Origin of the sequence: Streptomyces fractus (assembly GCF_049844455.1) — a bacterium.
GTDB classification, from domain to species: Bacteria; Actinomycetota; Actinomycetes; order Streptomycetales; family Streptomycetaceae; genus Streptomyces; species Streptomyces fractus.
This window is the reverse complement of sequence record NZ_JBMYHI010000002.1, coordinates 7672877-7686451: the sequence shown is the minus strand read 5'-3', so window position 1 is coordinate 7686451 and position 13575 is coordinate 7672877. Positions and strand designations below refer to the sequence as shown.

Sequence of the window (13575 nt, the reverse complement as noted above, 5' to 3'; positions counted from 1 at the left end):
CCCTGTGGTGCTCCCGTCACTTTCGAACGCTACTGTGCCCCTCGCGAACCCCCGGTCCCTGTGCGACGGTTGTTCGCGCAGCCCCATCTGGCCCGCGTTCGCGGCCGGTTCCGCCGAGCACCTGGATCGCGTACTCACCTCATGTCCTGGTTCGAATCATTCATCCTCGGGCTCGTCCAGGGGCTCACCGAGTTCCTGCCGATCTCCTCGAGCGCCCACCTGCGCCTCACGGCCGCCTTCGCGGGCTGGAGCGACCCCGGCGCCGCCTTCACGGCGATCACCCAGCTCGGCACGGAGACCGCGGTCGTCATCTTCTTCCGCAAGGACATCGCGCGGATCATCTCCGCATGGTTCAGGTCCCTCACCGACAAGACGATGCGGGGCGACCACGACGCGCAGATGGGCTGGCTGGTGATCGTCGGCTCGATCCCGATCGGTGTGCTCGGCGTCGCGTTCAAGGACCAGATCGAGGGCCCGTTCCGCGATCTGCGGCTCACCGCGACGACGTTGATCGTGATGGGCGTGATCCTCGGCGTCGCCGACCGGCTCGCGGCCCGCGACGAGGCGGGCGGCCGGCACCGGGCGGCCCACCCACGCAAGGAACTCAAGGACCTCTCGGTCAAGGACGGCCTGATCTACGGCCTGTGCCAGGCACTCGCCCTCGTGCCCGGCGTCTCCCGCTCCGGCGCCACGATCAGCGGTGGCCTGTTCCTCGGCTACACCCGCGAGTCCGCGGCCCGCTACTCCTTCCTCCTGGCGATCCCAGCGGTCCTCGCCTCCGGCGTCTTCGAGCTCAAGGACGCGAGCGAGGGTGGCCATGTCTCCTGGGGCCCCACGATCTTCGCCACGCTGATCGCCTTCGGCGTCGGCTACGCGGTGATCGCCTGGCTGATGAAGTACATCTCGACGCGCAGCTTCATGCCGTTCGTCTACTACCGGGTCATCCTCGGCGTCGCCCTGTTCATCCTGGTGAGCGTGGGCGTACTCAGCCCGCACGCGGCGGAATCGGCGGGCTGACCACCGGTCCCGGGAACGTACCCGCCCCGGGAAGAGACCGGGCACCCCAAGTGTTGCGACCCACGTCACAGTTGAGCCGAGTCGGACGGGTGGGCGCTGGATGAGAGCGGTGCGGTTTCACGAGTACGGCGGGGTCGATGTGCTGCGGGTCGAGGACGTGCCGCGGCCCGTTCCGGCCGCCGACCAGGTGCTCGTCGAGGTGCGGGCGGCCGGGATCCAGCCCGGTGAGGTGAGCATCCGGACGGGGTTCCTGCACGAGCGGTGGCCCGCCACGTTCCCGTCGGGGCAGGGCAGCGATCTCGCCGGCGTCGTCGTCGAAGTCGGCTCGCACGTACGGGACTTCGAGGTCGGCGACGAGGTCGTCGGGTTCACGCACCGCAGGTCCAGCCACGCCGAGTACGTGGTCGTCGACGACGTGAACCTGGTGCACCGGCCGGCCGGAGTCTCCTGGGACGTGGCCGGATCCCTGTACGTCGCCGGGGCGACCGCGTACGCGTGCGTCTGGGCCGTGGACCTCCGGCCCGGTGACACGGTCGTGGTGTCCGGCGCGGCGGGCGGGGTCGGGTCGATCGCCGTGCAGCTCGCGCGGCGCCACGGCGTCACCGTCATCGGGCTCGCGAGCGAGTCGAACCACGGCTGGCTGAAGGAGAAGGGCGTGGTCCCGGTCGCGTACGGGGACGGGGTGCGGGAGCGGATCCGGGAGGCCGCGGGCGGCCGGGGCGTCGACGCGTTCATCGACACGTTCGGCACGGGATACGTAGAACTGGCCATGGAGTTGGGCGTGCGGCCCGAGCGCGTCAACACCATCCGCGACTGGGCGGTCGCGGGCAGGGTCGGCGCCCGGACCTACGGGGAGGGCGCGGCGGCCAGCGCGGTCGTCCTCGGCGAACTGGCCCGGCTGGCGGCGCGCGGCGAGCTGGAGGTGCCGATCGCCCGCACCTACCCGCTCGACCAGGTACAGGACGCCTTCCGCGAGTTGGAGCGGAGGCACACCCACGGGAAGATCACGCTCCGGCCGCGCCCCGAATAGCGCGGACGGCACTCGACACGACGAGACGGGCTCACCAGGGCAGCGGGCCCTCGGCGGAGACGTACGTGCCGGTCGGGCCGTCCGCCGCGACGCGTGCCATCCGGACGATGATCTCCGCGCCCTGCTCGACGGTCTGGACGCCCGTGTTGCCGTTCAGGTCGGTCTTGGTGAAGCCGGGTTCGACCGCGTTGATCCGCAGCTTCGGGAACGCCTTCGCGTACTGCACGGTCAGCATGTTCACGGCGGTCTTGGAGGCCGGGTAGGCGAGCCCGGGATAGGCGGCGGCCGGGTTCCCCGCGTCGGTGGCGCCGGCCAGCGAGGCCAGACCGCTGCTGACGTTGACGATGACGGGGGCGGCGGAGCGGCGCAGCAGCGGCAGGAACGCGTGGGTGACGCGGACGGTGCCGAAGACGTTCGTCTCGAACAGCGGGCGCAGCGTGTCGACGGTCTCGTCGGCCGGGAGCACGACGCCGTTGCCGTCGGTGCGGCCCTCGATGCCGGCGTTGTTGATCAGTACGTCGAGGCCGCCGTCGGCCTCGATCGTCTTCGCGGCCGCGGCGACGGATGCGTCGTCCGTGATGTCGATGACGACGTGCCGCGCGCCGAGCTCCTCGGCGGCGCGCCGGCCGCGCTCGGGGTCGCGGGCCCCGACGTAGACGGTGTGCCCGGCCTCGACGAGACGGCGGGCGGTTTCGCGTCCGAGGCCCTTGTTGGCCCCGGTGATCAGTGTGGTGGTCATGCGTCCAGGCTGCGCCGGGAGCGGTCCCGCGACCAGCCGTCCCGTCTTCCTGGGACCGGCGATACCAGGAAGATCCGGGCCTGACGGGGCACAGTGGTGGCATGGCACATGCGGAGCTCGGCGCGTTCGGTGACACGGTGCGGCGCTGGCGGGACCGTGTCTCGCCGCAGGCCGCGGGGATCGCCTCCGTGGGACCACGGCGGGCCGCTGGGCTGCGCCGCGAGGAGCTGGCGCTGCTCGCGGGGATCTCGGCGGACTACGTCACCCGGCTCGAACAGGGCCGCGCGACCCACCCCTCCGACCAGGTCGTGGAGGCGCTGGCCCGCGCGCTGCGGCTGACGGACGCCGAGCGTGAGCACCTGTTCCGGCTCGCGGGCCTCGCGCCACCGGGGCGGGAGACGGTGCCGGCCCGGCTCACCCCCGGCGTGCGCCGGCTCCTGGACCGGCTGTCCGGGACGCCTGCCGCCGTGTTCGACGCAGCGTGGACGCTGCTGCTCGCGAACCCGCTGTACACGGCGCTGCTCGGCGAACGCCCCGAGTGGGGCGGTCACGGGCGCAACGGCGTGTGGTGGACGTTCCTCGGGCCGACGAGCCGGGTCCGCCAGTCCCCCGACGAACGCCAGGCCCTGGAGACGGCCCTGGTGTCGGACCTGCGCACGACCGCGAGCCGCTACCCGTTGGACCCGCGCCTGCACACGCTCGTCGACGAACTCCGCACGCGCAGCCCGCGCTTCGCCGAGCTGTGGGACTCGGGCACGGTCGGCCGGCACGCCGCGGCGCGCAAGACGATCGACCACCCCGAGGTCGGCCCGCTGACGCTGGACTGCGACATCCTCACGGTGGCGGGCGACGATCTGCGCGTCATGCTCTACACGGCCGAGCCCGGCACCCCGGACGCGGACCGCCTGACGCTGCTCGCCACGACGGCACTGCCGGCCCTGATCGGCACGTGACCAGGCGCCGCACCAACTCGCCCGGCCAACTCCCTCAGCCGACTCACCCAGCCAACTCCTTTACAGCAGCGGTCACTTGACGCCCAGTACCGCTCACCCAGGGTTCCCAACCGGGCGACCCGCACGTAGCCTTGGCACATGCCGCCCGTCAACTCTGGTCCTGTGCGGTCTGCCGAGGAAGTCAACGAGCAGATCCGCGGATTGTGGCTGCGCACGGGAGGCCGGCTCACCGGCGAGCAGCGCGCCGAGTACGCGCTGCTGGTCACGGAGTGGGCGGCCGCGGTGCGCGCACAGGTCGTGAAGGCGGCCTGAACCGCCTTCACTTCCCCGGTCCGCTCAGCGGCCCCCTGCCACCCTCAGCACGGTCCCCGTCGCGTACGAGGCGTCCGGTGACAGCAGCCAGGCGATCGCCGCCGCGATCTCGTCGGCCTGGCCCGGTCGCCGCAGCGGGATGCCGGGAGCCGCTTCGCGCGCGATGTCGGGCATGCCGCTACTGGCGTGGATCTCGGTGTCGACGATGCCGGGGGCGACGCCGTTGACCCGTACGCCCGCCGGGCCGAGTTCCTTGGCGAGGCCGAGGGTGATGGTGTCGACGGCCGCCTTGGACGCGGCGTAGTGCACGTACTGTCCTGGGCTGCCGAGCGTCGCGGCCCCGGAGGACACGTTCACGATGGCGCCGGCGCCCGCCGCCGTCATGTCGCGCGCGGCGCGGCGGCAGCACATGAGGACGCCGAGGACGTTGACGTCGAGGACGCGGCGGAAGTCCTCGGTGCGCGCCTCGGCGAAGGGGCCGACCGGCGCGGTGACGCCCGCGTTGTTCACCAACCCGGTGAGCGGCCCGAGTTGGGCGACCGCCTCGTCGAAGAGGCGCTCCACGTCGGCCTCTTGGGAGGTGTCGGCCCGTACGACGACGCAGCGGGCGCCCTCCGCACGGACGGCCTCGGCAGTGCGCTCGGCGGCGTCCTTGTCGTTCACGAAGGACAGCGCGACATCGTGGCCTTCACGCGCGAGACGCACGGACGTGGCCGCGCCGATGCCTCGGCTGCCGCCGGTGACGAGCGTGACGGGGCGGTTCAAGGTGACCTCCTGGTCAGGGGTGCGTCGTCCCCGTGGACCGGGATGTGGCCACGCGGACGATGATCATGTCGCGCCGGGCGCACCGTACCAGCGCCACTTCCCGCGCCGCTGTCTGCCCTCCAGTTCGCCCCGTCCCGTGGCCCACAGCAGCGTCGCCCACGGCTCGGTGTCGCCGGGGACGTCGGGGAAGAGGCGGTGCAGCGTGCGGGCGCACAGGCCGGCCGGCGCCTCGAACGCGATGCCGAGTCCGAGCGCCAGGTCGTGCGCGTGCACCAGCGTCTCGACGACGCCCATCGCGGCGAAGCCCTCGGGGTCGGAGACGCCGAAGACGTGGTAGCCGCGGGCGGTCGGAGGCGTCGCGCGCACCACCGCGGCGAGGATGCCGCCGCCCGCCTCCAGGGCCCCGAGCATGGCGGACGGTCCCGCGTCGACGTCGACGGTGAGGGTGTTCTCGGGCCCTTCTGGGCGGCGCCGGCCGGAACCCCAGCGCACGTGGTCGTCCGCGAGGGGACGCAGCGATCCGATCTGCGCGGCGTAGAAGAAGAGGTCGTCGGCGAGGTGTTCGCCGGTCTCCCAGCACGTCCACTCCAGCGGGCCCGCCGGGGCGCTCCAGTCGGCGTCGGGCGCGGCCCGCAGCGCGGCGACCGCGAGCTCGACGGCCCGCACGACATCGTCGGCCGTGACGGGTCCTGGTGTCCCGGCCGGGAGTTGCGTGTTCGGATCAGCTGACATGGCGCGACCGTAACAGCGCAGGCGGCGCACTCCCCAGGAGTTTTCGACCCAGCGGCGCACGCCTCTTGGCTCCGTGCGCCCAGGGCCCGAGACTGAGCCGATGACGCAGCGTGTGGAACTCGCGACCGTCCTCGACCGCCTCGCCGTCGACGAGTTGGTGACGGACTACGCCGCGGCCGTGGACGACGGCGACTGGGCGACGTACCGCTCCCTGTTCGAACCGGAGGGCCGCGCCGACTACCGGGAGGCGGGAGGGGTCGAGGGCAGCGCCGCGGAGATCGCGCAGTGGCTGTCGACGACGATGGAGCTCTTCCCGATGCGCCAGCACCTGATCGTGAACCGCCGGGTCCGCTTCGACACCGTCGACCGCGACATCGGCGACACGGGCCGCGTCCGGGCCGACTACTTCAACCCGATGCGCTTCGCCGGCGACGGCGACTCGACGGCCCCCGACTTCATCTGCGGCGGCCGCTACGCCTTCGACCTCGTCCGTACGCACCTCGGCTGGCGGCTGCACCGGGTGACGGTGTTCGAGAAGTGGCGCCGCATGCCCCAGCGGTCCGCCGCCGGCAGCTGACCCGCTCCCCCACCTCGCCCACCGCCCACTGTCGGTGATCGTCCGCGGCGCGCACACTGAGGGCGCGAGGTGATGGTCGTACGAGTACGAGTGAGGCCGGGAGCCGAGAGCTGAGAGTCGGGAGTCGGGAGGCGCGGCGGATGGGGCGATGGCGGCAGCGGCTCGACACGTCACGCTGGTGGCGCGGCGCCGCGGCGGTCGGCGCGGGCGCCCTGCCCGCGCTCGCGTTCCCCGCGCCCGCCCTGTGGTGGTTCGCGTACGTCGCGCTCGTGCCGTGGATGCTGCTCGCGCGCTCGGCGGGCACGCCGCGCCGGGCGGCGCTCGACGGCTGGCTCGGCGGGCTCGGGTTCATGCTCGCGGTGCACCACTGGCTGCTGCCGAGCCTGCACGTGTTCACGGTCGTCCTCGCGGCGCTGCTCGGCGCGCTGTGGGCGCCGTGGGGCCTGCTCCTCCGTCACCTTCTGCACGGCCGGCCGACGCCCGGGCAGGCGGCGACCGCGCTCCTCGCCGTCCCTTCCGCATGGCTGATGGTCGAACTGGTCCGTTCCTGGCAGGGGTTGGGCGGCCCGTGGGGGCTGCTCGGCTCCAGCCAGTGGGAGGTGACGCCCGCGCTGCGGCTCGCGTCGGTGGGCGGCGTCTGGCTGCTCAGCCTGCTCGTCGTGGCCGTGAACACCGGCGTGACGCTCCTCGTCGTCGCGCGCGGCGCCCGCGCTCCGGCGGTTGCGGGGCTGGTCGCGACGGTCGCGGTCACCGGCGTCGCGTGGGCCTGGGCGCCGCGCCCCGACACGGACGGGCGGGCGCGGATCGCGGTGGTGCAGCCAGGCGTGGTCGACGGCGTCGGCAGCATCAAGGCCCGCTTCGACCGGGAGGTGCGGCTGACCCGGCAGCTGGCGGACCGGGACGTGGACCTCGTCGTATGGGGCGAGAGCAGCGTCGGCTACGACCTGCCGCGCCGCCCCGACCTGGCCCGCAGGCTGGCCGCGCTCTCCCGCGAGGTGGACGCGGACATCCTCGTCAACGTCGACGCGCGGCGCCGCGCCGCCGACGGCTCGGGCCAGGGCATATACAAGAGTTCGGTGCTGATCGGCGGGAACGGCCTCACCGGCGACCACTACGACAAGATGCGGCTCGTCCCCTTCGGCGAGTACGTGCCCGCGCGCTCGCTCCTCGGCTGGGCGACCTCGGTCGGCAAGGCGGCGGGCGAGGACCGGATGCGCGGCACGCGGCAGGTCGTGATGGACGTGCGCCACGGCGAGCGGACGCTGCGCGTCGGGCCGCTGGTGTGCTTCGAGTCGGCGTTCCCCGACATGACGCGGAAGCTGACGCAGGACGGGGCGCAGGTGCTGCTCGCGCAGTCCTCGACGTCGACGTTCCAGCACAGCTGGGCGCCCGAGCAGCACGCCTCGCTCGCCGCGCTGCGGGCCGCTGAGACGGGCCGCCCGATGGTGCACGCGACCCTGACCGGGGTCTCCGCGGTGTACGGCCCGGACGGGGCGCGCGCCGGTGCCTGGCTCGGCACGTCGGCGAGCGCGGCCCGCGTCTACGACATGCCGACCGCGCGGGGCACCACGCTGTACGTACGGTTCGGCGACTGGCCTGTGCACGCGGCGGTCACGGTCCTCGCGGTGCTCGCGGCGATGGAGGCGGCGGCCCGTCTGCGCCGCCGCCGGACCTCAGCCCTTGCCGCTCCTGCGCCGGCCTACGAGGGTGGCACCGCCGAGGGTCAGCAGCGCCGCGAGGCCGCCCACGAGGAGCGTGTGGTCACTGCCGGTGGCGGCCAGTTCGCCGCCCGGCGGCCGGCCCTGCGGGAGCGGACCCGCGGCAGAGGCAGAGGGCGTCGGGCGAACGACGGCCGGTGACGTCACGGCGGGGGACGGAGCCGCGGAAGAGGGAGCCGCGGAGGATGGAGCTGCGGACGACGGAGCGGGCGATGACACGGGGTCGGGCCGCGTCGTCGCCTCGCCCGACGACACGGCGGGCGACGGATCGGCCGCCGGCGCCACCCACCGAACGGTCGCGGCGTCCTCGAGCCTGACCTCCCGGGGGATCTGGTCGACGAACCCCTGGCAGTCGGCGCGCCCGGACGCGGTGACCCAGAAGCGCGGCTCCCGGGCCGCCGCGACGGCCGTCACCTTCACATCGGCGCTGCCCGAACGGGCGCGGGTCACGCACAACTCGACGCGGTCCGTGCCCTCCTCCAGCGTCAGTCTCCCGTCGGCCGCGAGCGTGGCGCCCGTGGTGCCGGGGCACAGGCGCGGCGGGCCTGACAGGCCCGTCGTCGTCACCTGCAGTTCGCGCTCGGTGGTGTTCACGGTGAGCCGCTGCTCCTCGCCCGCCACCGCGGCGTCGGCCCCGGTCACCGTCAGCGCGGCCGCGGCGGACGCCTTCCGGTCGACGTCCCGCCAGTCCGGACAGCGGGCACCCGGGTAGAGGTTCGGGTCGGGCACCTCGGCCCCCGCCTCCTTGCCCTCGGTCACACACCACACGTACTGGGCCGCGAGTCCACGCGTCGTGGCGGTGCTGTAGTCCGCCATGTCACTCAGGATGTACGCGATCCGGGCGCGCTCGGTCTCCGTGAGCTCCTTGCGGCCGCCGTTGCGGCCACCTTCCTTGTACTGGTCCTCGCCGCAGGCGGGCACCCCGTGGTCGAGGCAGAACATCCACCGTGGCGGGTTCGGCGTTCCGTCCGGGCCCAGTTCGGTCACGCACAGCGGCGTGCCGCCGAACGGTGTGCCGCCCGGTGGCGCGCTCGCGAGATGCGGGTTGCGACCGCCGGAGTTGTTCATGAGGGCCACCGTGTGTCCGCCGGCGAACCACGCCGGATCGACATCGACGGTCGGTGGCGCACCCGGCGCCGTCGTGTTCGGGTCGCAGGCGGTGACGGTCAGCGGCTCGTCGGCGGCGGCCGCGGAACCCGGAACGGCGATAACCGGAACGGCCGAGGTCAGCAGGACGGGCATCGCGAACAGCGACGCCACGGCCGCTCGCCGGAGGGCAACGGTGCGCATGGGACTCCTGGAGCGTGGGGGAGCGGGGGACGGCCCTGGCCACGCGCACGTACGACACCGCAGGTCAGCACCGACGTAACAAAAGCCGACAAGTCACACTAAGCACCGCTCCCGGGACCGCTTCGCCACGCCGCACCGCGGGGCAACCCGACTGCCCGGCCCCGTCACACCGACGGTCGATCCGCCTTCCGAAGCACCTCTCGTACGACCTGTTCGCACAGCTCGTGCGTGGCGAGCGCGTCGCGGGCGCTCAGCACCTTGCCCGCGCGCACCGCGTCGAGGAAGGCGAGGACGGCCTGCTCGATGCCGCGCTGGCGGGCGACCGGCACCCAGTCGCCGCGGCGGCGGACCGTGGGTTGGCCCTTGTGGTCGACGACGTCGGAGAGGTTGAGGACCTGCCGTTTGGAGTCCTGCCCCGACACCTCGAGGATCTCCTCGGTGGAGCCGCTCAGCCGGTTCATGACGCCGAGCGCGGTGAAGCCGTCGCCCGCGAGCTGGAGCACCACGTGCTCCAGGAGGCCGTCCGAGACCCGGGAGCGCACAGTCACGGCGTCGACCGGCCCCGGCACCAGGAACCGCAGCGTGTCGATGACGTGGATGAAGTCGTCGAGGACCATCGCGCGCGGCTCCTCGGGGAGCCCGACGCGGTTCTTCTGCATCAGGATCAGCTCGCGCGGATGCTCGACGCACTGCGCGTACGCGGGCGCGCAGCGCCGGTTGAAGCCGACGGCCAGGCTCACGCCGCGCTCCTCGGCGAGCCGTACGAGCCGCTCGGACTCGGCGAGTTCGTAGGCGAGCGGCTTGTCGACGTAGGTCGCGACGCCCGCTTCGAGGAGCCGCGTGACGATCTCCGGGTGGGCGCTGGTGGGCGCGTGTACGAAGGCCGCGTCGAGGCCCTGCGCGAGGAGCGAGTCGAGGTCGGCGTGGCGCTGCGCCTCGGGGACCCGGAGCTGGTCCGCGACCTCGGTCAGGGTCGCGGGCGTCCGTGTCTGCAGGTGCAGTTCGAGCGCGGGCCGCGCGCCGAGCACCGGCAGGTACGCCTTCTTGGCGATGTCTCCGAGTCCGATGACGCCGACTTTCACGTCTGTGTGCTCCTGTCCTGCGACGACCGGGCCGTGGTCCGGTCCATACCGGGGTGCTGGTGGGTCCGGGCAGCATACGGGGGTACCGCCGCGTACGGCTCCCGCTGCGGCGGGCGCCAGTCCGCGATGCCGTCCATGCCGCGCAGCAGGAAGCCCGGACCGAGCGCGCCGACGGCGCGGATCGCCGTGTTGCGCAGGGCGATCAGGGGCCGGTTCGCGGTGAGGTTGACGCGGCTGACGGTCATCGCCTTGCGCGCGATCGCCGTCGTACGGGGCAGCCGTGCGGCGGTGTAACCGGGCAGGTCGAGCGGGGCGTCGGGCGCGGCGTGGTGGGCGAGGACGACCGCGTCCTCGATGGCCTGGTTGCCGCCCTGGCCGAGGGTCGGCGCCATGGCGTGCGCGGCGTCGCCGAGGAGCGCGACGCGGCCGCGGTGGAAGGCGGGCAGCGGCTGTGCGATCTGGTGGACGTCGTGGCGCAGCACCTTGCCGGGCTCGACCGCGTCGAGGATCGCGGGGATCGGATCGTGCCAACTCCCGTACCGGCGCCGGAGTTCCGCCTTCTCGTCGCCGCCCGGCGCCCGCTGTCCGGCGAGGGCCATGGCCGCGGCGTACGCGTAGACGGTGCCGTCGGCGAAGGGGTGGGTGCCCCAGATCTGGCCGGGGCCCCAGGTCTCGTGCTGGGCGAAGGGACGACCGAGCGGCGGCACGAGCACGCGCCAGGTGGTGAAGCCGGTGTACTCGGTGCCGGGGTGCCCGGGGAAGAGCGCGCCGCGCACGGCGGAGTCGATGCCGTCGGCGCCGACGACGAGTTCCGCCTCCAGGTCGCCCTCGGGGGTGGTGACGCGCGCGGGGCGTGCCGGGTCGTCCGGGTCACCGGGGTCGGCGAGCCGCGCCTCGGACGCGGTGCGCACGGCACCGGCCGGCAGCCGGTCCGCCAGCTTGTCGATCAGGGTCGCGCGGTGCAGCAGCACGATGGAGCCGCCGAAGCGCTCGGCCGCCGGCTCCGGGTTCACCCGCGAGAGCCAGCGCCCCTTCGGCGTGAGCAGCCCGCCGTCGCCCTCCCACGCTTCCAGGGAGCGGATCTCGGCGCCGAGCCCGACGACGTCGAGGGCGCGCTGCGCGTTGGGCGCCAGGGAGATCCCCGCGCCGACGGGCCCGATCCCGCTCGCCCGCTCCAGAACGGTGACCTGCCAGCCGCTCAGATGCAGCGCGAGCCCGGCGGTGAGCCCGCCGATCCCGCCTCCGACGACGACGGCACGGGGCTGTCGGGACATGACGCCTCCTAATGGAGTACCGAAACGGCCACTACACCTGTAGTGGTCCCACGCTCCGACGGTACTACAGCCGTAGTGCTCACGGTAGATTGCCCCCATGAACCGCCCCGCCACTCCGAAGCCCGAAGCCGTCGGCCCCCTCCCCCGGGCCGACCGCATCGCCGACGCAGCCCTGACACTGCTCGCGGAGCGCGGCATGCGCGGGCTGACCCACCGCGCGGTCGACGAGGCCGCGGGGCTGCCCCAGGGCTCGACGTCCAACCACGCGCGCACCCGGCTTGCCCTCCTGGAAGCGGCGGTGCGGCGGCTCGCGGTGCGCGAGGGACAGGTGCTCTCGGTCGACCCCGCGGGCGGCCTCGCGTCCCTGATCGACGGCATGGCCCTCGCCCTGCACCGCTACCTCACCCGCCACCCCCAACTGCTCGTCTGCCGCTACGAATTGGCCCTGGAGGCGACCCGCAGACCCGAGCTCCGCGCGTTCTTCGACGAGACGGGCCGCCAGTTCCACGAACCACTCACCACGCTGCTCCGAGCGGCAGGCTCAGAGAACCCCGAACGACACACCCTGTCCCTGGTCGCATGGACGGAGGGCACCATGTTCTCGTGCGTGGCCGGCTCCTTCCACACCAAACCCCCCACCCTGCCCGCCCTCCGCGCAGGCTACGAAGAACTCCTCCACGGCATGCTCACCACCTCAAGCCGACGGGAGGACTGAACAGCGGGGCCCGACAATCAAGCCCCCGCGGCGACGGTGCAACGAGAGCCCGCCTATCAACCCCTCACGCCGACGGTGCAGCGAGAGCCCGCCTATCAAGCCCCTGCGGCGATTGAGCAGCGGGGTCCGGGGCAGAGCCCCGCGACGTCAACAACACTCCCACCCCCACACGACACCCCCGCCCCCCGCGGAGCACCTGTCACACGTGCGGGCCAACCTCCCCCGATCACTCCCCCCACACCCCCACCACCCCACACAGTGACTTCGTGCCCAGAACGTCCAGCTCAACCACGATCCTACTGACCGCGGCCGCCGCCGTCGTCACCGCAGCCACCGCCTCCGGCTGCGTCAGCGTCCGTACGCCGACCGACCCGAAGCCGCCCTCCCCCTCGGCCTCCGCCCCGGCGCCCCGCCCCGAGGGGCACGCCGACCACCCGGTCGTCCAGGCGCCCGCGCGCGAGGCCCTGGAGCGGATGAAGCCGACCGTCCCGCACCGCCCTCCGGCGCCCCACACCGAGCAGCCTCACCGAGCCGCCGCCCCCGCTCCCCCACACTCCGCCCCACCCCCACGCCGGACCGCGGCTCCCGAACCCCCCGCCGCGCCGAAGCCCCGAACGGCCCGGAAGCCCCCGAAGGCCCCCGCCCAGACCGACGTCTGCGCCCTCGGCCGCCGCTACGGCGGCTGGGACCCGGACAGCCCCCCAGTCGGCCATCTGCCGCGACACATACGGCGGTTGACGCCCCACCCAACCAAGCAACCACCCCCAGCCACCCACCAACCCGCTCCCCCGCCTACGCCCCCGTCCTCGGCGGCCCCAGCGGCTCCCCGCCGGGCCGCCCCCCGTCCCCTCGCCCGCCCCCCTCTCTCGCTTCGACCGGCCCCGCCCCCATCGTGGCCACCCTGTCCTCCAGCCGGGTGAGAGCGGCACGCACCCCGTCCCCGTACCCGTCGTCCCCCAGCGCCCCCGCCGCCGCGCGAGCCCGCGACAGATGGCTGCGGGCCGCCCCGGGGCGGTCCAACTTCACGTAGTCCGCCGCCAGGTTGAGATGCAGCGACGGATAGAACGCCTGCAACGCCAGCGACGACTCGTGCTCGGCGAGCCGCTCCTGGGTGAGGGAGTCGGCGGCGGACAGCGCGCGCAGGTCCCAGGCCAGCTCGTCCGACGGGTCGTCCTGCGTGTCGGCCATGTAGTGCGCGAGCGTGCAGCGGTGCAGCGGGTCGCCGTCCTCCCCGATCTCCGCCCACAGGCCGAGGAAGCGCCCCTGCGCCTCCTCGCGGTCGCCCCCGTGGTGCAGCATGACCGCCTGCCCGATGCGGCTCATCATGGCGTCGTCCGACGCCTGCTCACGCTGCTGTGCCACTGTCTCCTC

13 protein-coding genes are annotated in these 13575 nt (G+C 73.6%); 7 read left to right on the top strand and 6 right to left on the bottom strand.

Features of this window, described 5'->3' with window-relative positions; genetic code table 11:
* The first annotated feature begins 141 nt into the window (after positions 1-141).
* Positions 142-1017, top strand: coding sequence for an undecaprenyl-diphosphate phosphatase (locus ACP4E5_RS36855; protein WP_425836538.1), 876 nt, complete (start codon positions 142-144; stop codon positions 1015-1017).
* A gap of 100 nt (positions 1018-1117) precedes the next feature.
* Complete coding sequence (locus tag ACP4E5_RS36850) at positions 1118-2047, top strand: NADP-dependent oxidoreductase (protein ID WP_425836536.1); 930 nt, start codon at positions 1118-1120, stop codon at positions 2045-2047.
* A gap of 31 nt (positions 2048-2078) precedes the next feature.
* Here the strand turns inward: ACP4E5_RS36850 and ACP4E5_RS36845 are convergent, their stop codons facing one another.
* The gene (locus ACP4E5_RS36845) at positions 2079-2786 is read right to left on the bottom strand and encodes an SDR family NAD(P)-dependent oxidoreductase (RefSeq protein ID WP_425836534.1); all 708 of its coding nucleotides are present in this window, start codon (positions 2784-2786) and stop codon (positions 2079-2081) included.
* A 101-nt stretch (positions 2787-2887) separates the two neighbouring features.
* Here ACP4E5_RS36845 and ACP4E5_RS36840 point away from each other — a divergent pair, with 101 nt between their 5' ends.
* Together ACP4E5_RS36840 and ACP4E5_RS36835 are read left to right on the top strand one after the other, a co-directional pair.
* Positions 2888-3739, top strand: a complete 852-nt coding sequence (locus ACP4E5_RS36840; protein WP_425836532.1) for a helix-turn-helix transcriptional regulator — start codon at positions 2888-2890, stop codon at positions 3737-3739.
* Positions 3740-3877: 138 nt separating this feature from the next.
* Entirely contained in the window at positions 3878-4051 is a 174-nt protein-coding gene (locus ACP4E5_RS36835) for a hypothetical protein (RefSeq protein WP_425836530.1), read from the top strand.
* Positions 4052-4075: 24 nt separating this feature from the next.
* Here the strand turns inward: ACP4E5_RS36835 and ACP4E5_RS36830 are convergent, their stop codons facing one another.
* Together ACP4E5_RS36830 and ACP4E5_RS36825 are read right to left on the bottom strand one after the other, a co-directional pair.
* Positions 4076-4816 (bottom strand): SDR family NAD(P)-dependent oxidoreductase, encoded by a 741-nt coding sequence (locus tag ACP4E5_RS36830; protein ID WP_425836527.1) that lies wholly within the window; start codon positions 4814-4816, stop codon positions 4076-4078.
* A gap of 63 nt (positions 4817-4879) precedes the next feature.
* Complete coding sequence (locus ACP4E5_RS36825; RefSeq protein WP_425836525.1) at positions 4880-5548, bottom strand: maleylpyruvate isomerase mycothiol-dependent enzyme family protein; 669 nt, start codon at positions 5546-5548, stop codon at positions 4880-4882.
* A 100-nt stretch (positions 5549-5648) separates the two neighbouring features.
* On the opposite strand from ACP4E5_RS36825, the gene ACP4E5_RS36820 reads away from it, so the two are divergent.
* Together ACP4E5_RS36820 and lnt are read left to right on the top strand one after the other, a co-directional pair.
* Positions 5649-6125, top strand: a complete 477-nt coding sequence (locus ACP4E5_RS36820; protein WP_425836522.1) for a nuclear transport factor 2 family protein — start codon at positions 5649-5651, stop codon at positions 6123-6125.
* Positions 6126-6265: 140 nt separating this feature from the next.
* Complete coding sequence (gene lnt, locus ACP4E5_RS36815) at positions 6266-7984, top strand: apolipoprotein N-acyltransferase (RefSeq protein ID WP_425836519.1); 1719 nt, start codon at positions 6266-6268, stop codon at positions 7982-7984.
* A gap of 1313 nt (positions 7985-9297) precedes the next feature.
* Here the strand turns inward: lnt and ACP4E5_RS36810 are convergent.
* Together ACP4E5_RS36810 and ACP4E5_RS36805 are read right to left on the bottom strand one after the other, a co-directional pair.
* On the bottom strand, positions 9298-10215 hold the full coding sequence (locus ACP4E5_RS36810) for a Gfo/Idh/MocA family protein (protein ID WP_425836516.1): 918 nt from the start codon (positions 10213-10215) through the stop codon (positions 9298-9300).
* Entirely contained in the window at positions 10212-11489 is a 1278-nt protein-coding gene (locus tag ACP4E5_RS36805; protein ID WP_425836513.1) for an FAD-dependent monooxygenase, read from the bottom strand. The genes ACP4E5_RS36810 and ACP4E5_RS36805 overlap by 4 nt, the downstream gene beginning before the upstream one ends.
* A gap of 97 nt (positions 11490-11586) precedes the next feature.
* On the opposite strand from ACP4E5_RS36805, the gene ACP4E5_RS36800 reads away from it, so the two are divergent.
* Complete coding sequence (locus tag ACP4E5_RS36800) at positions 11587-12204, top strand: TetR/AcrR family transcriptional regulator (RefSeq protein ID WP_425836510.1); 618 nt, start codon at positions 11587-11589, stop codon at positions 12202-12204.
* 792 nt (positions 12205-12996) lie between these two features.
* Here the strand turns inward: ACP4E5_RS36800 and ACP4E5_RS36795 are convergent.
* Entirely contained in the window at positions 12997-13566 is a 570-nt protein-coding gene (locus ACP4E5_RS36795) for a hypothetical protein (RefSeq protein ID WP_425836508.1), read from the bottom strand.
* Between the last annotated feature and the right edge of the window lie 9 nt (positions 13567-13575).

Excerpts from the sequence above, each read along its gene's own strand:
- ACP4E5_RS36855 (WP_425836538.1), top strand. The coding sequence starts at position 142 with ATGTCCTGGTTCGAATCATTCATCCTCGGGCTCGTCCAGGGGCTCACC.
- ACP4E5_RS36850 (WP_425836536.1), top strand. The coding sequence starts at position 1,118 with ATGAGAGCGGTGCGGTTTCACGAGTACGGCGGGGTCGATGTGCTGCGG.
- ACP4E5_RS36845 (WP_425836534.1), bottom strand. The coding sequence starts at position 2,786 with ATGACCACCACACTGATCACCGGGGCCAACAAGGGCCTCGGACGCGAA.
- ACP4E5_RS36840 (WP_425836532.1), top strand. The coding sequence starts at position 2,888 with ATGGCACATGCGGAGCTCGGCGCGTTCGGTGACACGGTGCGGCGCTGG.
- ACP4E5_RS36835 (WP_425836530.1), top strand. The coding sequence starts at position 3,878 with ATGCCGCCCGTCAACTCTGGTCCTGTGCGGTCTGCCGAGGAAGTCAAC.
- ACP4E5_RS36825 (WP_425836525.1), bottom strand. The coding sequence starts at position 5,548 with ATGTCAGCTGATCCGAACACGCAACTCCCGGCCGGGACACCAGGACCC.
- ACP4E5_RS36820 (WP_425836522.1), top strand. The coding sequence starts at position 5,649 with ATGACGCAGCGTGTGGAACTCGCGACCGTCCTCGACCGCCTCGCCGTC.
- lnt (WP_425836519.1), top strand. The coding sequence starts at position 6,266 with ATGGGGCGATGGCGGCAGCGGCTCGACACGTCACGCTGGTGGCGCGGC.
- ACP4E5_RS36805 (WP_425836513.1), bottom strand. The coding sequence starts at position 11,489 with ATGTCCCGACAGCCCCGTGCCGTCGTCGTCGGAGGCGGGATCGGCGGG.
- ACP4E5_RS36800 (WP_425836510.1), top strand. The coding sequence starts at position 11,587 with ATGAACCGCCCCGCCACTCCGAAGCCCGAAGCCGTCGGCCCCCTCCCC.